Below are 24,513 nucleotides of genomic sequence, written 5' to 3'. Positions count from 1 at the left end.
TCGATCGCGCATGCGCCGCCAACTCGTCGCCGCATGCCTTCTCGGACTCGCCTGTGTCGCAGGACACGCGGCATGCGATACCGGCCTCGCAGAGCGGATGCACGCCAAGCTGCACCCCAAGCGCACCCTCGACCATGAGCGCGCAGTATGCGAGCCTTGGAGGGGCTCTCCGAGCCGCTTCATCGTCGTGCTGCCGATGCCGCAGTCCGGCGGGAATCCCGACACCACCCGGTTCGACCTCGATGTGCTCGTCGTTCAGCAAGCCGACAACGGCAACACCGAGCGGGCGAAGATCGTCAGCCGGCTGCTCGATGAGGGTGCGCTGACTGAAGATGCAATCCGTATCGCGGAAATCAGGCTGGACCCTGCGCGCTATACGCTTGCGCCCGATGCGCGCGCCTTCGGCTTGCGCGTGCTCTACCAGGGCTCGTCGCGCGCGAATCCCTACGCGCGAGAGACGCTGACGCTCTACCTGCCTCAAGGCCAGAAGATTGGCAAGGTGCTCGACGAACTCGAGATGACGCTGGAGCGCGGTGAGTGGGACACCAATTGCACCGGCACTTTCGAGACGACGCGCGGCACGCTGTCGGTCATGCGCAGCACGAGCGGTGGATTGGCTGACCTGACGCTGCGCCGGACGCGATCCGGAAGCCGTAACCTGCTCCAGGGAGAAGAGTGCGTCACCCAGGAGCGTCCGGCGACTTTGAGCACCACCGTGCTCCGCTACGACGGTAGCGTCTACCGGGTCCCCAAGCGCGCGGCGCGCGACTGACTTTCGCGGAGGCTCACGCGCGCAGCGCGGCCTCGCGGCCCCTCTGCATGTTGATCGGCAGCAGCATCAGAAGTCCCGCGATGAACAGCACAGCGGTCGAAAGAATCGCAATGCGCTGGTTGCCACCCGTCATCCAGGTAATCAAGCCGTAGCTCAACGGGCCGATGATGCTGGCCAGCCGGGTCGCGAAGGTCCACAACCCGAAGAATTCAGCCAGCTGGCGGGGCGGCGCAAGGACACCCGTCATCGCCCGGCCCGCGGACTGGCTGGACCCCATCGCGAGCCCAGCGATCGATGCCGCCCACCAGAAGCCGCCCTTGGTCGTGACCGACGCTGCAATCACACACACGGCGATCCAGGCGACCAGCGTACCGGCCAGCGAACGCCGATGGCCGATCCGATCCTGCCAATAGCCGAAGACAAAGGCGCCGAGCGCTGCAGCGATGTTCAGGACAAAGATGAGGATCATCGTCTCGTTCTGGACGAACCCGATCACCTGCTCCGCATAGATCGCGGCGAGCGTGATGGCGACCGCCACACCACCCTGGTAGGACACCGTGCAGGCCAGCAGCCACATGAAGTCGCGGTACTTGCGGGCTTCGCGAAAGGTGCTGAGCAACTGTTGCCACGCGCTGGATTCTTCAGCTCGCGGCTGCGGTACCGCGCGCTCGGGCAGCAGGGCGAAGGTCGCGCATGCCGCGATGCCATAGAGACCGGCAGTGATGATCATCGTCACCGGTACGAAGTGCGCAGCGGGCAATCCTCGGCTCTGCGCCCACAGCACGTATGCAAGACACAGCCCCAACGCCAGCATGCCGCCGATGTACCCGAAGCCCCAACCCCACCCGCTGACCTTGCCCATGCCATCGGCGGTCGCCAACTCGGGCAGGAAGGCGCCAGTCAGCGATTCGCCGTAGGAGTAGAAGGTGTTGGAGACGATCACCAGCGCCATCGCGACGAGCACGCCACTGAACCCGTCAACCCGCGGCGTGAAAGCGAGGGCTGCGGTGCCGACCACGCAGCCCGCGGTGGCCAGGATCAACACGCGCTTCTTGGCGGCATGAAGATCGGCCCAAGCACCGATCGCAGGCATCGTCACCATGACGACGGCATACGAGATGCTGAGTGCGAGGGTCCATGCAAAGGCGCCCCAGGGCGCCCCTTGGGCGATGCCACCGACGAAATAGGCGGCAAATACCGCAGTGATTACGACGGTGGTGTAGCCCGAATTGGCGAAGTCGTACATCGCCCAGCCGAGCACTTCACGTTTGCGAACGCCGGGCTGCAGGGCTGACTGGGGGAAAAGGCTCAAGCGACGTCTCCTCGAAAGATCGCCGCCGAGCATAGCGGAGCGGGCTGACCGCTCCGTGTCGCGAATGACTGATGCGCCGAAGCGCCTGGTCCTAGTGGAGGTGACGCGGCCGGCGGCCACCACCGTGGCCACCGCTTCCAGCGCCACCTGTGCCACCACGCGGGCGCTTGCCGATCTCGAGGGAGTTCACGAGTGCGTCGAAGCGGTCGCCGAAGAGCTTGTCGATCTCGGCAACGACGCCACCTAGCTCGGCGCCGTCGAAGTGGCGCTCCATCAGGTTCACGACGTCTTCGACGAGCAAGTCGCGCTGGACCTGCATGATCGCGGCGGGATTCGGGCCGACGAAGAGCATCAGGAAGTCGTCTCGCGATTCCTGGTCCGGATCACCCTCTTCCTCATCGAAGTCGGTGTCGTAGAAGGTGACTTCCAGCGCGGCCCCCTGCTCGGACAATTCGTTGAGCGCCATGCACATCTCATCGAGTGCCTGGCGAAAGTCCTCGTCGCCTGCCACGGTCCAGCAGATCTGGAGCATGTGGTCCTTCTGCTCGAAGCGGATGCCCGGCTCTTCTTCGTACACGCTGCTCGCGCCGTCGGCGAGCGAGCGAGCACCGGCGTATTTCCAGAGCGGCTTGAGAGCTTCCTGAATCTGCTCGAAATTCACATCGGAGCGCAGCGGCACATCGCCGTGCACATGGATTTCGAACGGAGCGTTATAGCGAGGCATGTCTTGCTCCCTTGTAATGTGGTGGTGCCCGGAACCGGGGTCGAACCGGTACGCCCCTTATGCAGGAAGCGGCGGATTTTAAGTCCGATGTGTCTACCAATTTCACCATCCGGGCTTCGGGTCGGATGTTGACGATACCCCAAACAAAAACAGTCCCGTCAATCTGTATTGGCGGGACTGCATTTTGGAACATGAGGATTCGATGGAGGCGCGATCCGGAGTCGAACCGGACTAGACGGATTTGCAATCCGTTGCATAACCGCTTTGCTATCGCGCCGCACTCGTTACCGAGATTCTGTAGCTCGCAGAACCTGCGAAAAAAAAGGAAGCACCGGCTTCCCTTTTTTAGAACTGGAGCGGGAAACGAGACTCGAACTCGCGACCTCAACCTTGGCAAGGTTGCGCTCTACCAACTGAGCTATTCCCGCATACTGCACCGTTTGCTGCAGAGCCTCGAATTATATAGCAATTTTTCAAGGCTCCACAAAACGGCAAGCAATTTGGTTAGTGCTTTACCGAACCTTCAACGGATTGCGCCGCGCGCTGCTTGGCCTGCTCCGCCATCGCCGCCGCAGACGCTGCAACCTCCTCATCGGAAAGCGGGGTCGGCGTCTTCTCGAGCGCGATCTCAAGCACCTTGTCGATCCACTTCACCGGCACGATCTCGAGGCCGTTCTTCACGTTCTCGGGAATGTCCTGCAGGTCCTTCGCGTTCTCTTCGGGGATCAACACCGTCTTGATGCCGCCACGCAGGGCTGCAAGCAGCTTCTCCTTCAGGCCGCCGATAGCCGTCACTTCGCCACGCAGGGTGATCTCGCCGGTCATCGCCACATCCGCACGCACCGGAATGCCGGTCAGTGCCGAAACGAAAGCGGTCGTCATCGCTGCGCCGGCACTCGGGCCGTCCTTCGGCGTCGCGCCATCAGGCACGTGGATATGGATGTCGCGCTTCTCGAAGACCTCGTCCTTGATGCCAAGCCGGCGAGCACGACTGCGCACCACGGTGCGGGCTGCCTCGACCGATTCCTTCATCACGTCGCCGAGCGATCCCGTGCGGCTGATCACGCCCTTTCCGGGCATCGTCACAGCTTCGATCGTCAGCAGATCACCGCCGACCTCGGTCCATGCCAGTCCCACGACTTGCCCGACCTGGTTCTGCTTTTCTGCGAGACCGAAGGTGTACTTGCGCACGCCGAGGAAGTCGTTGAGGTTCTGGCCGTTCACCACGACCTTCGCCTCCATCTTCTTGAGCAACAGGCCCTTGACCACCTTACGGCAGATCTTGGACAACTCGCGCTCGAGCGAACGCACGCCCGCTTCGCGGGTGTAGTAGCGAACGATGTCGCGCACCGCCTCTTCGGTGATGAGGAGTTCATCCTCCTTCACGCCGTTGTTCTTCATCTGCTTGGGCAGCAGGTACTTCAGCGCGATGTGCGTCTTCTCGTCCTCGGTATAGCCCGCGAGCCGAATGACTTCCATCCGGTCCAGCAGCGCCGGCGGGATGTTCATCGAATTTGACGTCGCGACGAACATCACATCGCTCAGGTCGAAGTCGACCTCGACGTAGTGATCGCCGAACGTGTGGTTCTGCTCCGGATCGAGCACTTCGAGCAACGCGCTCGAAGGATCGCCACGGAAGTCGGTGCCCAGCTTGTCGATCTCGTCGAGCAGGAAGAGCGGATTGCGCGTGCCGACCTTGCCCAGGCTCTGCAGCACCTTGCCCGGCAGCGCGCCGATATAAGTGCGGCGGTGCCCGCGAATCTCGGCTTCGTCGCGCATGCCGCCGAGGGCCATGCGCGTGTACTTGCGGCCGGTCGCCTTCGCGATCGACTGCCCGAGAGAGGTCTTGCCAACCCCCGGCGGCCCAACGAGGCACAGGATCGGCGCCTTGACCTTGTCGACGCGCTGCTGCACCGCGAGGTATTCCAGGATGCGGTCCTTGACCTTCTCGAGCCCGTAGTGGTCCTCGTTGAGAACCTCCTCGGCATGCGCGAGGTCGTGCTTGATCTTGGTCTTCTTGCTCCACGGCAAACCGACCAGCACATCGATGTAGTTGCGCACCACAGTCGCTTCAGCCGACATGGGCGACATCAGCTTGAGCTTCTTGAGTTCACCCTCGGCTTTCTTGAGAGCGTCCTTGGGCATCTTGGCGAGCTTGATCTTCTTTTCGATCTCCTCGATGTCCGCACCCTCTTCGCCTTCGCCGAGTTCCTTCTGGATCGCCTTGACCTGCTCATTCAGGTAGAAGTCGCGCTGGTTCTTCTCCATCTGGCGCTTCACGCGGCCGCGGATCTTCTTGTCGACGTTGAGGATGTCGACCTCGCGCTCGAGTTGCCCGAACAGGTTCTCGAGACGCTCCTTGATGTCGTCCAGATCCAGAACTGCCTGCTTGTTGTCGAGCTTCAGCGGCAGATGGGCGGCAATGGTGTCCGCAAGGCGGCCCGGATCATCGATGCTCGAAATCGACGTGAGGATCTCGGGCGGAATCTTCTTGTTCAGCTTGACGTACTGGTCGAACTGCTGCATCACCGCACGGCGCAGCGCCTCGACTTCGGTCGCCTTCTGGGTGGAGGTGTCGGCAGCTTCCACCGGCGTGACGTTCGCCGAGAAATGCGTTTCGCTGTCGTCGATCCGGTTGACGCGCGCACGTTGCTGGCCTTCGACCAACACCTTCACGGTACCGTCGGGCAGCTTCAGCATCTGTAGGATGGTCGAGATACAGCCCACCTCGAACATGTCCTCGACGGAAGGTTCGTCCTTGGCAGCGGCTTTTTGCGCCACCAGCATGATGCGGCGCTCGGCTTCCATCGCCAGTTCGAGCGCCTTGATGCTCTTGGGGCGACCGACAAACAGCGGGATGACCATGTGGGGGAACACGACCACATCGCGCAGCGGCAGCAGCGGCAGATCGAGTTCGGTTGCAGGCAGAGGGGTATGACCGGACATGGGGATCCTTTACTTGATCATGGAAAGATGGTCGGCCGCACGCGCTTTTCAAGCCCGCGTTGGCGGATTTTGGCAAATGACGCCGGACGCCTGTTTCAAAGCGGCCGGCTGCATTGTCATCACGCCTTCTTTGCGGCTTCGCGGTAGACGAGCAGCGGAGGCTTGCTTTCGTCAATGGTCGATTCGTCGACCACCACCTTGTCGACATTGGTCGCGTTCGGCAGTTCGAACATCGTGTCGATCAGCGATTGCTCCAGGATCGAACGAAGGCCTCGCGCACCAGTCTTGCGCGCGAGTGCCTTGCGGGCGATGGCCTTGAGCGCGGCCGGTCGAATTTCGAGGTCGACGCCTTCCATCTGCAGCAGCTTGGTGAACTGCTTGACGACTGCGTTCTTGGGCTCGGTCAGGATCTGAACCAACGCATCCTCGGAGAGCTCGGCCAGCGACGCCACGACCGGCATCCGACCCACGAGTTCAGGGATAAGCCCGAACTTGATCAGGTCCTCAGGCTCGACTTCTCGGAACACCTCGGTCAGGCTACGTTGCTGCTTGCTCTTGACCGACGCGCCGAACCCGATGCCTGAAGCTTCGGTCCGGTTTTCGATGACCTTTTCAAGCCCTGCGAACGCGCCGCCGCAGATGAACAGGATGTTGGTCGTGTCGATCTGCAGGAAGTCCTGGTTGGGATGCTTGCGCCCGCCCTGCGGCGGCACGCTGGCCATGGTGCCTTCGATCAGCTTGAGCAGCGCCTGCTGCACGCCTTCGCCGGAAACGTCACGTGTGATCGACGGGTTGTCCGACTTGCGGGAGATCTTGTCGATCTCGTCGATGTAGACGATCCCGCGCTGCGCACGCTCGACCTCGTAGTTGCAGCTCTGGAGCAGCTTCTGGATGATGTTCTCGACGTCCTCACCGACGTAGCCTGCTTCGGTCAGCGTTGTCGCGTCGGCCATCACGAAAGGCACGTCGAGCATGCGCGCCAGGGTTTGCGCAAGCAGCGTCTTGCCCGAGCCGGTGGGACCGATCAGCAGGATGTTGCTCTTGCTCAACTCGACATCATCGCCCTTGGCCTTGTCCTTATGGCGCAGGCGCTTGTAGTGGTTGTAGACGGCCACCGAGAGCATCCGCTTGGCGGGCTCCTGGCCGATCACGTAGTTGTCGAGGTTTGCCTTGATTTCCGACGGAGTCGGAAGATCGCTGCGGGACTCGCGCGACTCCTCGCCAGTGGGCAGCTCGTCACGAATGATCTCGTTGCAGAGATCGATGCACTCGTCGCAAATGAAGACCGAAGGCCCCGCGATCAGCTTCTTGACCTCGTGCTGACTTTTCCCGCAGAACGAGCAGTAAAGCGTTTTTTCGCTGGAGGAGCCTTTTTTTTCGGCCATGGACAAATGCCTCGTAACAGGGGTTTTAACAATGATAGCGAAACAAAAACGGCGTTTCCCGTGTGGGAAAACGCCGTACTTTGCTCGGGCGCCTCGCGCGGGGATCAGCTGCGCTTGGAGATCACCTGGTCGATCAGCCCGTATTCCTTCGACTCATCGGCCGTCAAGAAGTAGTCGCGCTCGGTGTCGCGTGCGATCTTCTCGACCGGCTGACCCGTGCGGTCCGCCAGGATGCGGTTCATCTGTTCCTTGGTCTTCAGGATGTCGCGCGCATGGATCTCGATGTCCGTGGCCTGGCCGCGCGCGCCACCGAGGACCTGGTGAATCATGATCTTCGAATTGGGCAGCGAGAAGCGCTTGCCCTTTGCGCCGGCTGCCAGCAGGAACGCGCCCATGCTGGCCGCGAAGCCGATGCACAGCGTCGACACGTCAGGCTTGATGAACTGCATGGTGTCGTAAATCGCCATGCCCGCGCTCACGCTTCCGCCAGGGGAGTTGATGTAGAACGAGATGTCCTTGTCGGGGTTCTCGCTCTCGAGGAACAGCAACTGCGCCACCACCAGATTGGCGGTCTGGTCGTTGACTTCACCGACCAGGAAAATCACCCGCTCCTTGAGCAGGCGCGAATAGATGTCGTAGGACCTTTCGCCACGGCCCGACTGCTCGATGACCATCGGGACCATGCCGAGGCCTTGAATTTCCTGTGCGCTCATGTTTGCTCTCCAGAGGGATTTTGACTGTACCCAGACGAAATGGGGCTCGTGCCACAAAGCACAAGCCCCATGGATTCGACCGGCCGTGATCAGCCCTGTTGGGCCATCAGCTCGTCGAAGGATACCGACTTCTCGCTGACCTTCGCCTTGCCCAGCACGAAATCGGTCACGTTGTTTTCGATCACAACGGCTTCGACTTCCGCCAGGCGGCGGTTGTCGCTGAAGTACCAGCGGACCACGTCGGCCGGCTTCTCATAGCTGGCAGCGAGTTCGTCGACGTGCGCCTTGATCTGCTCCGGCTTGGCTTGCAGGTTGTTGGCACGGACCAGTTCGGCAACCACGAGACCCAGGCGTACGCGGCGCTCTGCCTGCGGACGGAACACGTCATCGGGGATCGGTGCCTTGTCAGCGTCCTTGATGCCGCGCTGCTTGAGTTCTGCGCGGGCGCCTTCGATCATGCGATCGACTTCGGCCTGGACGCTCGAGTTGGGCAGATCCAGTTCGGCGTTCGCCATCAGCGCGTCCATCACAGCGGTCTTGTTGCGTGCGAGGAGGCGGAACTTGACTTCGCGCTCAAGGTTCTTCTTGATGTCGGCGCGCAGGCCTTCGACCGTGGCGTCGGCGATGCCGAGCGACTTGGCGAACTGCTCGTTAACTTCCGGCAGATTCGACGATTCGACCTTTTTCACGGTGACCATGAAGTCGGCTTGCTTGCCGGCCACATCCTTGCCGTGGTAGTCGGCCGGGAACGACAGCGGGAAGGTGCGGCTGTCGCCTGCCTTCAGGCCGCGAACCGCGTCTTCGAATTCCTTGAGCATCTGGCCTTCGCCGACGACGAACTGGAAGTCGTCGGCCTTGCCGCCCTGGAAGGGCTCGCCGTCGATCTTGCCTTCGAAGTCGACGCTGACGCGGTCGCCGTCCTGAACGGCGGCATCCTGGGCGCGCTGCGCGAAGGTGCGACGTTGCTTGCGGAGGATGTCGAGCGTTTTGTCGATCGCGTCGTCGCCAACATCGGCGCTGAGCTTCTCGACTTCGGCGGCGGCCAGGTCATTGATCTTGACGTCGGGGAACACTTCGAAGATCGCGTCGAAGGCGAGCTGGCCTTCGGGCGACTCTTCCTTCTCGGTGATGCGCGGCTGGCCGGCAACGCGCAGCTTGGCTTCGTTGGCAGCCTGGGAGAAGGCTTCGCCGACCTTGTCGTTCATGACCTCGTAGTGGACCGAATAACCGTAGCGCTGGGCCACGACGTTCATCGGCACCTTGCCGGGACGGAAACCGTCCATCTTCACGGTGCGAGCCAGCTTCTTGAGGCGCGAATCGACCTCGGACTGGATGGCGCCGACGGGCAGCGTCAGCGTGATCTTGCGCTCGAGCTTCTCGAGGGTTTCAACGTTCACGGTCATTTGAGTCTTCCTTGTGAGGGTCTTGTGCTGGTGCGCGGGGCCGGACTCGAACCGGCACGCCATTGCTGGCGTCAGGACCTAAACCTGGTGCGTCTACCAATTTCGCCACCCGCGCGGTTCCAGTGTTTTCAGGTGATGAATACCCGAAAGCGGCCCGTGGGCCGCCTTCGTCCATTCGCTAGCGGACGGCTCTGAAAGTCGTCTGCCTGAAATCGGTCAACCGCGTATTTTAAGCGCGAACGAGGGCCTCTTCTGCCTCAACCGACGGGTTTCTCTCTTCGCGGCTGACACGGAACCATGCCGCGTACATCGCCGGCAGCGCCAACAACGTCAATACGGTCGCGACGATCAGCCCGCCCATGATCGCCACAGCCATCGGCCCCCAGAAGACACTGCGGGACAGCGGGATCATCGCCAGCACGGCGGCGGCGGCGGTGAGCACGATCGGTCGCAGACGCCGCACGGCCGATTCGACGATCGCGTCCCATGTCGGCACGCCGGCCGCGCGGTCGTGCTCGATCTGGTCGATCAGGATCACCGCGTTGCGCTGGATCATGCCCATCAATGCGATCACGCCCAGCAGCGCGACGAAGCCGAAAGGCCGGTTGAGCGCCAACAATGCGCCGGCCACGCCGACGATGCCCAGCGGCCCCGTGATGAACACGAGCACCGAACGGCTGAAGCTGTGCAGTTGCAGCATCAGCAACGTGAACGTGAGGAACAGCATGATCGGCACGCCAGCCACGATCGATGCCGAGCCCTTGCTGCTTTCCTCCACCGCGCCAGCGACCTCGATGCGATAGGCGCCCTGCCCCGCGGCGTGCCATTTGGCTTCGAGTTCGCGCAGCTTGGGAAGCAGCTGATTGGTCACTGTCGCGCCCTGGAGTCCTTCGACGATGTCGCCCTGCACGGTGATTGCGTAGTCGCGGTTCTCGCGCCACATCACGCCGGGTTCCCAGGTGAAGACAGGCCTGGCGATCTGCGTCAACGGAATCGAACGCCCCGATGCGGTCGGAAGATAGGCGTTGCCGATATCGGAAATCGCCTCGCGCTCGTCCGGCGACTGGCGCAGCACGATGTCGATGAGTCGATCGTTCTCGCGGTACTGCCCGACGGTGGTCCCGCTGAACATGGTCCGCGATGCCTGCGCGATCGCCTGGCTGGTCACGCCGAGAGCGCGCGCCTTGTCCTGGTCGACTTCGAGCCGAATCACCTTCACCGATTCGTTCCAGTTGTCATTGACGCCGCGCATATTCGGGTTCTCGCGCATCACGGCCTTGACCTCGTCGGCGCGCGCGCGCAGTTCCGCAGGGTCGGTCCCGATCACGCGGAACTGCACCGGATAAGGAACGGGCGGTCCGTTCGGCAGGAGCTTCACGCGGCCCCGCGCCTCGGGGAATTCCTGCGCCAGCAGCCCGGGGAGCTTCAGTCGCAAGGTCTCGCGGTAGTGCAAGTCCTTCGCGAGCACGATCAGCTGCGAAACATTTGTCTGCGGAAACACCTGATCCAGAGGCAGGTAGAAGCGCGGCACGCCGGAGCCGATCCAGGTCGTGACCGTCGTCACGCCTTCTTCTTCGCGCAGTCGCTGTTCGACGCGCTTGGCGACTTCCTCGTTTGCCGCGAAGGAGGTGCCCTCCGGGAACCACAGGTCAACGAGGATTTCCGGTCGACTCGAATCGGGGAAGAACTGCTGCTGCACCTTGCCCATGCCGACGATGCCGAGCCCGAACATCAGTACGGTCGCACCGATGGTGATCCAGCGATGCGCCACGCACCAGTCCACTGCGCGACGGAATGTGTTGTAGAACGGCGTGTCGAAGAGTTCGTGCGGCGGCGCGTCGGGATCGTGCGGCTTGACCTTCAGGATGATCGTCCCGAGGTACGGCACGAAGTACACCGACACGAGCCAGCTCAGCACCAGTGCGATCACGGTCACCGCAAAGATCGCGAAGGTGTATTCGCCGGTCACCGATTTCGCGATACCGATCGGAAGAAAGCCCGCCGCCGTGATCAGCGTGCCGGTCAACATCGGCTTGGCCGTGACGTCATAAGCGAAGGTGGCGGCGCGTACCTTGTCGTAGCCCTCTTCCATCTTCCGCACCATCATCTCGACCGCGATGATCGCGTCGTCCACCAGCAGGCCGAGCGCGATGATCAGCGACCCTAGCGATATCTTGTGCAGCCCGATGCCGAAGTAGTTCATCGCCAGGAAGGTCACCGCGAGCACGAGCGGAATGGTGATCGCCACCACCAGCCCTGGCCGGATGTCGATGTACCAGCCGAAGCGCCCGCCCTTGTGCAGCCCGAGCGAGATGAAGCTCACCGCGAGCACGATCGCAACAGCCTCGATCAGCACGTGCACGAATTCGTTGACCGAGCGCGATACCGAGACGGGCTGGTCCTGCACCTGCACGAGCTTCACGCCGAGCGGCAGTTGCTTGTCGATCTGGTCCGTCGCACTGCGCAACGATTTGCCGAGCGCGATGATGTCGCCGCCCTTGGCCATCGACACACCGAGCGCAATCACTTCCTTGCCCTCGTGGCGCACCTTGACCGCCGGTGGATCGACGTAGGCGCGATGGATCTCCGAGATGTCGCCGAGCCGCATCTGGTTGCCCGAGCTGCCGCGGATAGGCATCGCGCGCAGCTGCTCGACATTCGTGAACTGACCGGCGACGCGCACCTGCACGATGTCCTGGGGCGCCTGGATGGTCCCGGCACTCTCGATCGCGTTCTGCGAGCCGAGTTGCGCGAGCACGTTGTTGAAGTCGAGCCCGAGTTGGGCCAGGCGCTTATGCGAGATCTCGATGAAGACCTTCTCGTCCTGCACGCCGAACTGCTCGACCTTCGCGACATCCTTCACGCGCAGCAACCGCTGCCGCACATCGTCGGCGAAGGTCTTCAGTTCGGCATACGTGAATCCTTCGCTTTCCAGCGCATAGATCACGCCGTAGACGTCGCCGAAGTCGTCATTGAAGAATGGCCCCTGCACGCCCGCAGGTAGCGTGTAGCGCATGTCGCCGATCTTCTTGCGCACCGTGTACCAGACGTTCGCCACATCGCCCGGCGGCGATGAATCCTTGATCTGAAAGATGATCTGCGACTCGCCAGGCTTTGAGTAGCTGCGGATCTTGTCGGCGTATGGCGCCTCCTGCAGCGTGCGTTCGAGCTTGTCGGTGACCTGTTCCGCCACCTGTTGCGCAGTGGCACCGGGCCAGTAGGTGCGCACCACCATCGCGCGGAAGGTGAACGGTGGGTCTTCGTCCTGCCCGAGCTGGAAGTAGGACGCGAATCCCAGCAGCATCAGCACGAGCATCAGATAGCGCGTGAGCGCCGAGTGATCGAGCGCCCATTTCGAGAGGTTGAAGCCAGACTTGCCGGCGTCGGCAGCGTTGGGTGACGTCATCGAGGCGTCCTCAACGCGTAGCGACCGGAGCGATGGGCGTGCCCACTGCGGTCGCGGCCGATTCCGTGGCGGCTGGCGCGGCCGAGCGGTCCTGGTAGATCGTCACTTTCTGGCCCGGCTGGAGCACATGCACGCCCGCCGCAACCACCAGCATGCCGGGCTCCAGCCCGCGAGCGATCACCGCATCGTTGCCGTCGGCGGTCATCACGTCGACCGTCTGCGAGCGCACGGTCATCGTGGACTTGTCGAGCACCCAGACGGCAGTCCCCTTGCCCTCCTGCCGAAGTGCACTGGTCGGCACCTTCAATACCGGCGCGCCGCTGCTCGACAGCGCCTTCGGGCGTGCATAGACAGTGGCACCGAGCGCCGGGGCGGTCGCGGGATCGACAGTCACCTTGACGGTGTAGGTCCGCGTGATCGCATCGGCGCTGGCCGCCACCTCGCGCACCTGTCCTTCGAACTCACTGCCGTTGGACCATCCGCGGACCGTGACGGGTGAACCGGCCTTGATCCGGCCCGCCTTGTCCTCGGGCACCGCAAACACGACGTCTCGCGCGCCGTCCTGCGCGACACGCACGACCGGCGCGCCGGCCGTGACCACCTGCCCGGGCTCGGCCTCGATCGCGGTGATGATGCCCGGCACGTCGGCCACGAGCGTGGTGTAGTTGGCCTGGTTGCCCTGCGTCGTCAATTGGGCCTGTGCCTGTTCGAGCTGGGCCTGCGCGGCCTTGAAAGTGGTCTCGCGACGCTCCAGGTCGGCGCCGCTGATGAAGTTCTGCTGACGCAACTCGCGGTAGCGCTTGAGGTCGGCAGCAGCGAGATCGCGGTTGGTCAGCGCGGCGGCGTGCTGTGCGCGTGCACCCTCGGCTGCGAGCCGGTAATCCTGCGCATCGAGTTGGGCCAGCACCTGCCCGGCCTGCACATGCTGGCCGAGTTCGGCTTGCCGCTTCGTGATCTTGCCCGCGACACGGAAGCCAAGCCGCGACTCGACCCGTGCCCGAACTTCGCCGGAGAACTCGGGCTCGGTGTCATAGCCGCTGACGCCGACCGCGATCACCTTGACGGCACGGACAGGCTCTTCAGCAGCTGGAGGTCGCGAGCAACCCGCAAGAAGGAAGGCAGCGGCCAGTACGCCAATGCAGAGCGGGACGCGGAGATGTGATGAGGCGGTCATGTATCACCCTTGATAAACCAGTGGGGTCACTAATGACCGGCCGGTTAGTAATCTAGGGTAAACGCTGAGGGCTGTCAACGAAAACAGCGGCCGCCCCGGGGGCGCTTCAGGTTCGCTGGCCCATTTCCACCAGGCGGTTGTCGGGTAGCTGGAAGTAGTCCGAGGCGCGCCCGGCGTTGCGCTGCAACCAGCCGAACAGCGCGCGACGCAAGGGATTCATCTGAGGCAGCCTGTCGTCCCCCACCGATGCGCGCGACACGAAGTAGGACGTGGTCATCGAATCGCAAGCCAGCCCCTTCTGGTAGGCCAGGATGCGGATGAACTCGGGCACGTTGGGCCGCTCCATGAAGCCGTGCCGCGCAGTCACGACCCAGATCCCATGGCCGAGCTGCTCGGCCTCGATGCGCATTCGCGCGTCCACGCGAGGCGTGTCGCACGCCTGCACCCTGAGCACGATGACCTGCGAATGCAGCACCTGGTTGTGCTTGAGATTGAGCAGCAGCGCATGCGGCACGGTTTCGGCATCGGGGTTGAGGAACACCGCGGTCCCCTTGATCCGGTGCGGCATGTCGGCTGCAAGCGATTCGACGAAGGGCACCAGCGGCAACCGCTCCGCCTCGGCTGCCTGCAGGCCCAGGCGCCGGCCGGTCGCCCACGTCGTGAAGATCGCCATCACGATCACCGCCACCGCGAGCGTCAGCCAGCCGCCATCCGCGATCTTGAGGCTGTTGGCAACGACGAAGGTCATGTCGACGAACGCGAAGAGCACCGCGCCGATCAGCACGGCCACGCGGTTCCAGTGCCACAGCTTGTAGGCGATGATCCCGGCCAGCAGCGTGGTCGTGACCATCGTGATCGACACCGCGATGCCGTAGGCCGCTGACAACGCACTCGAACTGCGGAATCCGAGCACCAGCAGCACCACACCCACCATCAACAGCCAATTGACGCCGGGAACGTAGATCTGGCCGATGGCGGCGCCCGAGGTCTGCACGATGCGCATGCGCGGCAAATAGCCCATGCGCATCGCCTGGGCCGTGATGGAGAAAGCGCCGGAGATCACCGCCTGCGATGCGATGACCGTTGCCATTGCCGCGAGAACCACCATCGCCAGCACTGCCCACGGCGGAAAGAGCCGGAAGAACGGGTTGTCGATCGCGGCCGGATTGCCGAGCACCAGCGCGCCCTGACCAAAATAGTTCAGCACCAGTGCCGGGAGGGCGATGAAGAGCCATGCGAGGCGGATCGGCCGCGCGCCGAAATGCCCCATGTCCGCGTAGAGCGCCTCCCCGCCCGTGAAGGCCAGGAACACCGCACCCAGCACCGCCAGCGATTGCGCGCGATGCTCGAAGAGGAAACCTACCGCATGGCGCGGGTCGAGCGCCGCGAGAACCTGCGGCTGGAGCAGCACCTGCTGCAGGCCCGCGACGGCGAGCACGATGAACCACAGGAGCATCACCGGTCCGAAGATCCTGCCCACGGCACCCGTTCCCCGACGCTGGACCGCGAACAGACCGATGAGGATTGCGATCGAAATGGGAACCACGAAGGGCTGCAGCCCCGGCGCCTCGACTTCGAGACCCTCGACCGCCGAAAGGACCGAAATGGCCGGCGTAATCAGGCTGTCGCCGTAGAACATCGCCGCGCCCACCAAGCCCAGCGCTGCAATCAGCGGTAGCACCCAGGGCGCGGTTTTCGACTCCGTCACCGCCTTTCGCGCCAACGCCTGGAGCGCGAGGATGCCGCCCTCGCCGTCGTGGTCGGCGCGCAGGACGAACACCACGTACTTCAGCGTGACCACGACGATCAGGCCCCAGAACACGAGCGACAGCAGGCCGAGCACTGCTTCCGGCGTGAACGGAATACCGTGTTCGGGGTTCAGCGTTTCCTTGAACGCGTACAGCGGCGAGGTCCCGATGTCGCCAAATACAACGCCCAGCGCGGCAATCATCAACGCCGGACCTTTGGGATGGGCTGTGGAATCCCCGGAATCCAGGTGCGGCAGCGTTGTTTTCATGATGTTTGAACCCTCGGTGCCGGATCGTACCCGTCGTGCAGCACAATCCGCCGCGTGTCAACCAGCGCCCCTCCGGTCGTCGCCGCGCCGCCGACCCACTACGAGAACTTCCCCGTCGCCTCCTGGCTCTGCCCGCCGCGACTGAGGCCGCCGATCGCCGCCATCTACGTATTCGCACGCACGGCGGACGACATCGCCGACGAAGGCGATGCCGGTCCCGCGCAGCGCCTCGACGAGCTTCGCGCCTTTCGCACGGACCTCGCAGCGGTGGCGCGCGGCATGGCGCCTTCGCCGCGCTGGCCTCAGGTCTTCGGTCCGCTCGCGCATGCCATGCAGGCGTTCGCGCTGCCTGAACAACTGCTCGCCGATCTTCTTTCCGCCTTCATGCAGGACATCGAGAAGACCCGCGACCGCGCCGGTTACGCGAACCGGGTCGAGCTGCTCGACTACTGCCGCCGTTCCGCCAACCCGGTCGGTCGCCTGCTGCTCCATCTGTATGGCGTGAATGACGAACGCGCGCTCCGCCAAAGCGACGCGATCTGCAGCGCACTGCAGCTCATCAACTTCTGGCAGGACCTGAGCGTCGATCTGCCGCGTGGCCGCTACTACCTGCCTCGCGACGATTGCGCGGAACACGGATTGACCGCATCGAGCTTCGAGACTTTCCGCCCCCTCGGTGCGACGCCCGCGCCCGCGAAGGCGATCGCGCTGGTTGCCAGCCTCGTCAAATGGTCCCGCGAACTGATGAACGAAGGCGCGCCACTGGTCCACGCGCTGCCCGGTCGCGCCGGGTGGGAACTACGCTTCGTGGTTCAGGGCGGCCGCCGGATCCTCGACAAGATCGAGGCGCTCGGTTGCGACACCTTCGCCGCCCGGCCGACGGTCGGCAAAGCCGATGCGCCGGTGCTCGCGTGGCGGGCGCTGCGTATGCGGAGACAATCGCCCGCATGAAGAGGCCAGCACGATGACACCCGAGCAGTACGTCCAGGACAAGGCCGCTGCATCGGGCAGCAGTTTTTATTACGCGTTCCTGTTTTTGCCAAAGCTGCGCCGCGCGGCGATCACCGCGTTCTATGCGTTTTGCCGGGAGGTCGACGATGTCGTCGACGAAGTCAGCGATCCCGGTGTCGCCGCGACCAAGCTCGCTTGGTGGCGTGCCGAGGTGTCGCAGGCCTTCGCAGGCCAGCCGCATCACCCGGTCATGCAGGCGCTGATGCCGCACACCGCCGCATACGGCATTGAGGAGCGGCAACTCCAGGAGGTGATCCAGGGTTGCCAGATGGACCTGGAACAGACCCGTTATCTCGACTTCCCGGCATTGCGCCGCTATTGCCACCTGGTCGCCGGCGTGGTCGGCGAAGGCGCGGCGCGCATCTTCGGGCAGACCGACCCGCAGACCACCGCCTATGCGCACAAGCTCGGCCTGGCGCTGCAATTGACCAACATCATCCGCGACGTCGGCGAAGACGCATTGCGCGGCCGCATCTACCTGCCGGTGAACGAGCTCCAGCAATTCGACGTCAAGGCGCACGAGATCCTCAATCGCGTGCATTCCGATCGCTTCGTCGCGCTCATGAAGTTTCAGGCGGCACGCGCACAGGCGGCCTACGACGAGGCGCTCGGCCTGCTCCCGACAGCTGACCGGCGCGCGCAGAAGCCCGGACTGATGATGGCAAGCATCTACCGCACGCTGCTCTCGGAAATCGAACGCGACAACTTCCAGGTGCTCAACCAGCGCGTGAGCCTCACGCCGGTCCGCAAGCTGTGGCTTGCGTGGCGCGTGCAGGCACTCGGAAAGCTCTAGCTTGCAGCGCGTCGGGATCATCGGCGGCGGGTGGGCCGGCATGGCTTGCGCGGTCGAAGCCGTTCGCGCCGGTCATGCCGTCAGCGTGTTCGAGGCCGCGCGCAACTGGGGTGGTCGCGCGCGCGCCGTTGCCGCCACATTGCCCGATGGCAATGAAGTCCTGCTCGACAACGGCCAGCACATCCTGATCGGCGCCTACACGGCATCGCTGGACATGATGGCGCGCGTCGGCGTCGATCCGCACGAGGCCTTGCAGCGCGTTCCCCTGAACCTGCGCTTTGCGGACGGCACCGGCCTCTCGCTGCCGCTCCTTCCGCCATGGCTCGACCGTGCGACGCGTCGCATCGCGCCGCTCGACGTACTGGCGGGCGTGCTCGGTGCGCGCGGATGGTCTTGGCAAGACAAGTTGTCGCTGCTGAAGACATCGACCCTCTGGCAGCGACAAGGCTTTGTGTGCGCAGACCATATGACGGTCGCCGATCTCTGCGTTTCGCTCACGCCGCGCGTGCGTGCGGAACTCACCGAGCCGCTGTGCGTTTCGGCCCTCAACACCCCGGCAGCGCAAGCCAGCGGCAAGGTCTTTCTTCGCGTGCTCGACGAGGCGCTGTTCCGCACGCCGGGCGGATCTCAGCTTCTGCTGCCTCGCTTCGATCTCGGTGCGCTGTTTCCGGATGCCGCGGATCGCTGGCTGCGCGACCGAGGCGCCCGCACGGAACTCGGCCGCCGCGTGCGCTCGGTCGAGCCGGCCGGGCAAGGTTGGCGCGTCGATGGCGAGACCTTCGACCGCGTAGTGCTGGCGTGCTCGCCCTGGGAGGCCGCCCGGATCTCGGCCGACATCGCGCCGACATGGTCCGCGACCGCTGACGCGCTGGCGCACGAAGCCATCACCACCGTGTACCTGCACGGTGATGCCGCGCTTCCGGCGCCCTTTCTCGCATTGCGCAGCACGTCCGAAGCGCCAGCGCAATTCGCGTTCGACCGCGGACAGCTCGGCGGCCCTCGCGGTCTGTTCGCCTTCGTCATCAGCGCGAGCGGGGACGATCGCGAACTGCTGCAGCGCCAGGTGATGGCTCAGGCCCGCGAACAGCTCGGACTGGACGGGCTCCAGCCCGTGCTCACTGTGATAGAGCGGCGCGCGACCTTCGCCTGCACGCCGGGTCTCGTCCGACCGCCGATACAGGTGGCGCCGCAACTCACGGCGTGCGGCGACTACATCGACGGCGCCTACCCGGGCACGATCGAAGGCGCGGTGCGCAGCGCGATCGCCGCTGCTGCGGCGCTCTGAGCTTCAGGCGCGTCCGGACGGCTTGCCCACGCCGGTCCAATCGGCATGGAAACCGGGCGCCGGCGTGCCCAGCATCGTCTCCAGCGGATTGTTCACCGACGCGGCAGGCGCGGTGCGCAGCGTCGGCTGCGGTGTCGGCCAAGGCTGGGTCACATGCGGCCGCACCTCAGAATCCAGCGCGATGCTGTGCTTGTCCATCAAGCGATAGAGGGTCATGCGCGACACGCCGAGTTCGCGCGCCGCGTGCGTGATGTTGCGACCGACCCGCGTCAGGGTCAGCACGATCGCGTCGCGCTCTGCCACCGTTCGCGCGGCGTCGAGTCCCATGCCGACCGGGTTGTCCGCCGGCGCGAGGCCCAGATCATTCGGACCGATCAGGCGCCGGTCCGTCATCACCACCGCGCGTTGCACACGGTTGAAGAGCTCGCGCACATTGCCCGGCCACGCGTGCGCGAGCATCGCCGCGACCGCCTGCCGGCTGAAGCCCTTGACCCTCGCCCTGCTCTTCGCGGCGCAGCGCTGGAAGAAATACTCGGCAAGGATCGGCACGTCCTCCATGCGCCGCCGCAAGGGCGCGACTTCGATGGACAGGACGTTCAGGCGATAGAAAAGGTCGTCGCGGAACTGCCCCACCGCCACCGCTTCCGCCAGATCCACATGCGATGCCGCGACCACGCGCACATCGACATGCAGGTTGCGGACCGCGCCCACGCGGCTGATGGTCTTTTCCTGCAGGAAGCGCAACAGGTTGGTCTGCAGCTCCACCGGCAGGTCGCCGATCTCGTCGAGAAAGATGGTGCCGCCGTTGGCCGCCTCGATGAGACCGCGCCGTTCCGACGACGCACCGGTAAACGCGCCGCGTTCATGCCCGAAGAGCTCGGACTGGATCAGGTTCGGCGAGATCGCGCCGCAGTTCACCGCGACGAACGGCCCAGCCGATCGCTGCGAGCACTGATGGATCGCCCGTGCCGCGAGCTCCTTGCCGCTGCCGCTTTCGCCGCCGATCAGCACCGGCGCGTCGGTGGCTGCGACTTTGCGGATCTGCTGGCGCAGCCGCGTGATCGCAGGCCCCTGCCCCACCATGCCGAGCGCATCGACTGCATGGCGATGCGCCGCGTCATGACGCAATCTCAGGAGCGCACGCTGGTCCGCGCGCTGCAGCGTCATTTCGAGCTCGCCGAGGTCGATGGGCATCACCTGATGGTCGAAGAAGCAACCCAGCACCAGTTCGCGAAAGCCCGTGTGCTCCAGCGCCTCGGTCTCGCAGAGGGTGACCCATTCGGAACCCGGCGAGGCATTGACGCAGGCTTCGACGGCAGCTTCGGGCACGTTGAGCGATGCGCCCACGATCAGCACACCCACCTTGAAATGGCGATGCGCCTGGATGCGGCCCGCGGCGACGAGGTCGCTCGCCTGCGTCACGTCCCAGCCTCTGGCGATCAGAGGTTCGAGGACCTGGGTCGCATTACCGCCCAGCGTCACGCAAAGAATGCTTCCCGGCTGCATGCCGATACGCCCCCACTCAGAAGGACATCGGGAACCTGACTGTCAGTTGGAGGTCGGGTGTGTCGCGCGTCAGTCCGGCGCCCACGCTGACGTTCATCACGGATTTGGCGCTGTAGCGATACGAATAACCCAGCAGCAACGATGCAAGCTGCGTGCGCACCGAGCCGATCACTGTCTGGCCATTCTGCTTCGTCGGCGCAACGGAATACAGCTCCATGCCCAGGCTGAACGACGAGCGCTCATTGAGCGCCAGGCCCATGCCGAAATTGATACCCCACACATCGCCGGCCTTCACGTCGCCGAGAAACTCCTTCTCCCCGTTCAGCACCGTGCGGCTGACGTCGTTGCGCTGGAAGTTGTAGGTGTAGCTGATGCCGCCGAAGAACACGGCGGGATCGGACGGCAACAGGAAGGTCAGGCTCGGCTGCAGCGAATAGAAGCCCGAGCCCGTCGGCAGCTCCAGCGGCAGACCGGTCCCGGTCGTGTTGCCGATGCATCGCGTCACGCAATCGACCGGCACTTCGAACGGGTCCGTGCCGTTGCGCGCCTTGAAGCGCAGCCCGCCAACCACATAGGGCTTGTTGTTGTCGCGGCCGTCGGCGATCTGGTAGCGGATCGCTGCTTCGATGTCGCCCATGCCGTTGCCGTGCGTATTGAATACGTTGTCGTTCGCGGAGCCGGTGAAGATCTCGCGGCTGATGGTCGAATCCGAGCGCGCGACGTAAGGCAGCTTCAGTTCCAGTTCCATCCGGTTCGTCGCGCCCCAACGGCCCGTCAGCGCGCCGATGAAGGTGTTGCGCTTGAACTCGCGCACGTCGATGAGGCCGATCAGGATCGCCGGGATCACCGTGTAGCCGACGAGCGCGACGCGATTGTTCGACGAATAGCCATATTGCAGCGAAGGCTCCAGGACGAAGTGGCCCTGTGGCGTCAGGATGCTGGGCTCGTCGAAGAGCTGGGCCACCGGCGGCGCCTGCACTTCGTCGCTCGGCGCCACACCCACGCGCACGGCGCGCGTCGAGGTGTCGGAGGCATCGGCCGCGCCACCGGCAGGCACCTCGGCGATCTTCGAGCCCGGCGCGGGCATCGGGACCGGTCTCGCGGGGGCCGCGCTCTTTGCTTCCTGCGAGGACAGGCGATCCTGCAGCTCGCGGTAGCGCGTTTCCTGCTCGGTGGCCTGGCGGCGCAGCGCCTCGATCTGCTGCCCCTGCTCAGTCACCTGCTTCTGGAGGGCCTCGACGCGCCTGTTTGGATTGGTATTGCTGGTGGTGGGTCGCGCCGGCGCCGGCTTGGGCTTGGCGGCGCTGGAGGAAGTGGAAGAGCCCTCGGATCCTTGCGACTGAGCCGTGGCATCGGACCATGCCATCGAGGAACAGGCAAGCAACAAGAGCGCCCCGTATGAGCGGTAAGTCTCCATCGATGTCCCTCTCTTCCTGCTTCTTGCGCCTGGCGTGGGCCAAGCGTGCTGCGGGCAGGGTAAGCGGAATGCTCGAACTCCGCAAAGCCGGAAGTTGCAAACAAAAGTAAGCGCCCGATCGTCTCCCGGATGCTGTCTCAGGGATGTGGCAGTTCCGTTGCGAATCCGCCCGGCGAACGCGGCAGTTCACGAGTCAAACACGATGTCGTTGCCTCGGTGCGCAGACATGCGAGGGCTTCCGGAGCAACTGATGCGCGTGTACCACGACTGAGACAGAACGCGAATCCACACGCATCGCGGCTCAAGTCAATGCGCGTACTGGCGTTGCGAGTGAAAGAACCACGAATCCCGCGGGGTTCACCGTCAAGCTGATGTGACAGTCAGCACTTAAAAAATGCTCTCCCAACCACTGTTCGAGGCCCGTTGCTTTGTCGCCAATCCGTGATCTTCGATTCGCTCCCTATGAAGAAAGGTCCTCGGGAAACAAGCCGTAATTTGCTGGCATTGAAGTTGCACTGCGGCCATCGATTTGCGGCAACGCACGTCAATCCATGCCTGTTTAACTTTTTACTGGAGGGTTCATGAAAAAGACACTCTTGGCTTCGGCCATAGCTCTTGCCTTCGGGTTCAGTGGCGCTGTGTTTGCGAGCGACACCGACCAGAGTTCGCGTCAGACATCGGCGACTGGCACGAACACCAGCACGAACACGAGTACGGACAGCAGCAACAACTCGCGTTCGAACAGCAGCAACAATTCGCGCACGAACACCAGTTCGAACAATCGCACGGACAGCCACAACGACACAGGTGAAGCCAACGCCGATGCTGCACGCTCCGCTGCCCTGAACAACGGGTCGAGCAACAACAACTTCACGGATGCGTTCTCCAACACGAAGGTCACCGCCATCAGCAAGCTCGATGGCTCCGTGTCGCACAACAGGATCTACGGTATCGGCAATACCGCCGCGAACTCCGGCTCGGCCAATGGCGGCACGGGTTGGGGCGGACACGGTGGCACCGGCAAGGGCGGCGAAGCCAGTGGCTCGGGCACCGGTGGTAACGGTGCCGTGGGCAACGGTGCAGTCGGCGCAACAGGCGGAAGCGCCTCCAACGGCGCCATCACCCGCGGCGCGATGTCGAATGGCGACTCCGGTGATGCAGGCAACGGCGGACGCGGCACGGGCGGCGGCGCCAACGGCTCGAGCGAAAGCGGACGGGCCTCCTCCAGTGGTGGTGACGGCGGACGCGGCGGCTCCAGCGGCGACAGCGGCCGTGGCGGAAGCAGTGGCAGCCTCGCAGCCGGCGGCGGCGGCGACAGCGGCCGCGGCGGAAGCAGTGGCAGCCTCGCAGGTGCCGGTGGCGGCGATAGCGGCCGTGGCGGAAGCAGCGGCAGCCTGTCAGCCGGTCTGGGCGGCAGAAGCGGCGGCGGCGGCGGTGGCGGCAGTTCTGGCTCGACCGCTGCTGGTTCGGGCGGAAATGGCGGCAACGGCGGATTGGGCGGCGCCGGTGGTGCGGGCGGTACAGGTGGCGCCGGAGGTGCCAGCGGCACGGCAGGTGCAGGCGGCGCGAGCGGCGCAGGCGGTGCGGGCACCGGAACGGCCACGGCAGGCGCAGGCGGCGCGAGTGGCGCAGGCGGCGCTGGCACCGGAACGGCCACGGCAGGCGCAGGCGGCGCGAGCGGCGCAGGCGGCGCGGGCACCGGAACCAGCACGGCTGGTGCAGGCGGCGCGAGCGGCGCTACCGGCGCAGGCGGTGCAGGCGGTGCAGGCGGTGGCGGCGGCGCAGCGACCAGCACGTCCGGCGGAACCCGTACGGCTGGCGCAGGCACCGGCGGTGCAGGCGGCTCGAGCACGAATGCCGGCAACACGGCCGGCAGCGACAGCAACGGGAACAACACCGCTGGAGCGGGCGGAAGCGGTGGCAGCGGCACGGGCGGCGCAGGCGGCGCGGGCAGCGGCGGAACCCAGACGGCCAATGGCGGCACCGGCGGCACCGGCAACGGTGGCACGGGTGGCGCAGGCGGCACGGTGTCCGTCAACGCCGGCACGTTCAACATGTCCAACACGATGGGCAACGCCGCTCAATCGGCCGCCGGCGTGGTGATCATGAACCAGAACAGCGGCTTGTCGTCGCTGGTTCAGCAGGCTGTGACCGTCCAGGCCAACCTGACCGTTCACTGATCGATAGCGAAGCCCGGTGAGTGTCGCGCGGCCTGATGCAGTCAGGCTGTGCGGCGCCCGCCGGCTCCTCTTTCACGGCAGGTCATAGGGAGACGCCATGAAATCCACCACGCTCCTAGGGACCGCATGCATGGCCCTGGGGATGCTGTTGCCTGTTGCGGCCGCGGCGCAAAACGCCCCGCCAGGCAGCGATACGACGGCGAAAACCGATGAGGCCGTGGCGTTCGTCGCCATGCCGGTCGATTCGGACAAGCTGGCAAGCTATCGGGGCGGAGCCGAAGTGGTCCGCAACGACATGACCCTGAACGGCACGACGACCGGGAATTCGGCCCGCAATGTCGACACAGGGGACAACACCATCAGTTCGGGCTCGTTCGCCAACATGAGCGGGCTGCCGGTCGTGATCCAGAATTCTGGCGCGAACGTACTGATCCAGAACGCAGTGATCGTCCACGTGCAGATGAACTGA

The 24,513-nt window shown here is 64.4% G+C and carries 17 protein-coding genes and 4 tRNA genes; 6 read left to right on the top strand and 15 right to left on the bottom strand.

Features of this window, described 5'->3' with window-relative positions:
- Positions 1–10: 10 nt before the first annotated feature.
- Positions 11–772: a hypothetical protein gene (locus FHW64_RS02265; RefSeq protein WP_184522679.1), complete on the top strand. Its 762-nt coding sequence runs from the start codon at positions 11–13 to the stop codon at positions 770–772.
- Positions 773–785: 13 nt separating this feature from the next.
- Here FHW64_RS02265 and FHW64_RS02260 read toward each other — a convergent pair whose 3' ends face one another.
- The 13 genes from FHW64_RS02260 to FHW64_RS02200 all read right to left on the bottom strand — a co-directional run bounded on the left by FHW64_RS02260 (position 786) and on the right by FHW64_RS02200 (position 15,852).
- Positions 786–2,084: an MFS transporter gene (locus tag FHW64_RS02260; RefSeq protein ID WP_184522677.1), complete on the bottom strand. Its 1,299-nt coding sequence runs from the start codon at positions 2,082–2,084 to the stop codon at positions 786–788.
- Between the two features lie 91 nt (positions 2,085–2,175).
- A complete protein-coding gene (locus tag FHW64_RS02255; RefSeq protein ID WP_184522675.1) occupies positions 2,176–2,808 on the bottom strand; it encodes a DUF6806 family protein in 633 nt (210 codons plus the stop codon).
- A gap of 22 nt (positions 2,809–2,830) precedes the next feature.
- Positions 2,831–2,923 (bottom strand) — tRNA-Leu (locus FHW64_RS02250).
- 88 nt (positions 2,924–3,011) lie between these two features.
- A tRNA-Cys gene (locus FHW64_RS02245) sits at positions 3,012–3,085 on the bottom strand.
- Between the two features lie 75 nt (positions 3,086–3,160).
- Positions 3,161–3,236, bottom strand: a tRNA-Gly gene (locus FHW64_RS02240).
- 76 nt (positions 3,237–3,312) lie between these two features.
- Complete coding sequence (lon, locus tag FHW64_RS02235; RefSeq protein ID WP_184522673.1) at positions 3,313–5,754, bottom strand: endopeptidase La; 2,442 nt, start codon at positions 5,752–5,754, stop codon at positions 3,313–3,315.
- 119 nt (positions 5,755–5,873) lie between these two features.
- Positions 5,874–7,139, bottom strand: coding sequence for an ATP-dependent Clp protease ATP-binding subunit ClpX (gene clpX / locus FHW64_RS02230; RefSeq protein ID WP_184522671.1), 1,266 nt, complete (start codon positions 7,137–7,139; stop codon positions 5,874–5,876).
- A gap of 104 nt (positions 7,140–7,243) precedes the next feature.
- On the bottom strand, positions 7,244–7,852 hold the full coding sequence (clpP, locus tag FHW64_RS02225) for an ATP-dependent Clp endopeptidase proteolytic subunit ClpP (protein ID WP_184522668.1): 609 nt from the start codon (positions 7,850–7,852) through the stop codon (positions 7,244–7,246).
- 89 nt (positions 7,853–7,941) lie between these two features.
- Positions 7,942–9,255, bottom strand: coding sequence for a trigger factor (gene tig / locus FHW64_RS02220; protein ID WP_184522666.1), 1,314 nt, complete (start codon positions 9,253–9,255; stop codon positions 7,942–7,944).
- 28 nt (positions 9,256–9,283) lie between these two features.
- Positions 9,284–9,370: transfer RNA gene (locus FHW64_RS02215), tRNA-Leu, on the bottom strand.
- Between the two features lie 114 nt (positions 9,371–9,484).
- Positions 9,485–12,661 (bottom strand): efflux RND transporter permease subunit, encoded by a 3,177-nt coding sequence (locus FHW64_RS02210; protein WP_184522664.1) that lies wholly within the window; start codon positions 12,659–12,661, stop codon positions 9,485–9,487.
- A gap of 10 nt (positions 12,662–12,671) precedes the next feature.
- Positions 12,672–13,835 carry an efflux RND transporter periplasmic adaptor subunit gene (locus tag FHW64_RS02205; RefSeq protein ID WP_184522662.1) on the bottom strand — a complete coding sequence of 388 codons (1,164 nt, stop codon included), beginning with the start codon at positions 13,833–13,835 and terminating at the stop codon, positions 12,672–12,674.
- A gap of 106 nt (positions 13,836–13,941) precedes the next feature.
- Entirely contained in the window at positions 13,942–15,852 is a 1,911-nt protein-coding gene (locus FHW64_RS02200) for a potassium transporter Kup (RefSeq protein ID WP_409350590.1), read from the bottom strand.
- A gap of 54 nt (positions 15,853–15,906) precedes the next feature.
- On the opposite strand from FHW64_RS02200, the gene hpnC reads away from it, so the two are divergent.
- Genes hpnC through hpnE form a run of 3 tightly spaced genes read left to right on the top strand, consistent with a single transcriptional unit; the run spans position 15,907 to position 18,941 of the window.
- Complete coding sequence (gene hpnC / locus FHW64_RS02195) at positions 15,907–16,803, top strand: squalene synthase HpnC (protein ID WP_184522660.1); 897 nt, start codon at positions 15,907–15,909, stop codon at positions 16,801–16,803.
- Between the two features lie 13 nt (positions 16,804–16,816).
- Positions 16,817–17,656, top strand: a complete 840-nt coding sequence (gene hpnD / locus FHW64_RS02190) for a presqualene diphosphate synthase HpnD (protein WP_184522658.1) — start codon at positions 16,817–16,819, stop codon at positions 17,654–17,656.
- A 1-nt stretch (position 17,657) separates the two neighbouring features.
- Entirely contained in the window at positions 17,658–18,941 is a 1,284-nt protein-coding gene (hpnE, locus tag FHW64_RS02185) for a hydroxysqualene dehydroxylase HpnE (RefSeq protein WP_184522656.1), read from the top strand.
- A 3-nt stretch (positions 18,942–18,944) separates the two neighbouring features.
- On the opposite strand, the gene FHW64_RS02180 is transcribed toward hpnE, so the two are convergent.
- Together FHW64_RS02180 and FHW64_RS02175 are read right to left on the bottom strand one after the other, a co-directional pair.
- Positions 18,945–20,447, bottom strand: coding sequence for a sigma-54 dependent transcriptional regulator (locus FHW64_RS02180; RefSeq protein WP_184522654.1), 1,503 nt, complete (start codon positions 20,445–20,447; stop codon positions 18,945–18,947).
- 16 nt (positions 20,448–20,463) lie between these two features.
- The gene (locus FHW64_RS02175; protein WP_184522652.1) at positions 20,464–21,864 is read right to left on the bottom strand and encodes an acetate kinase; all 1,401 of its coding nucleotides are present in this window, start codon (positions 21,862–21,864) and stop codon (positions 20,464–20,466) included.
- Between the two features lie 581 nt (positions 21,865–22,445).
- On the opposite strand from FHW64_RS02175, the gene FHW64_RS02170 reads away from it, so the two are divergent.
- Together FHW64_RS02170 and FHW64_RS02165 are read left to right on the top strand one after the other, a co-directional pair.
- Complete coding sequence (locus FHW64_RS02170) at positions 22,446–24,044, top strand: hypothetical protein (RefSeq protein WP_184522650.1); 1,599 nt, start codon at positions 22,446–22,448, stop codon at positions 24,042–24,044.
- 97 nt (positions 24,045–24,141) lie between these two features.
- Positions 24,142–24,513, top strand: coding sequence for a hypothetical protein (locus tag FHW64_RS02165; protein WP_184522648.1), 372 nt, complete (start codon positions 24,142–24,144; stop codon positions 24,511–24,513).

It is taken from the genome of Variovorax sp. Sphag1AA (assembly GCF_014192575.1).
In the GTDB taxonomy this organism is placed as follows: domain Bacteria; phylum Pseudomonadota; class Gammaproteobacteria; order Burkholderiales; family Burkholderiaceae_C; genus Variovorax.
The sequence above is the reverse complement of the archived record's forward strand: the minus strand, read 5'-3'. Positions and strand labels throughout refer to the sequence as shown.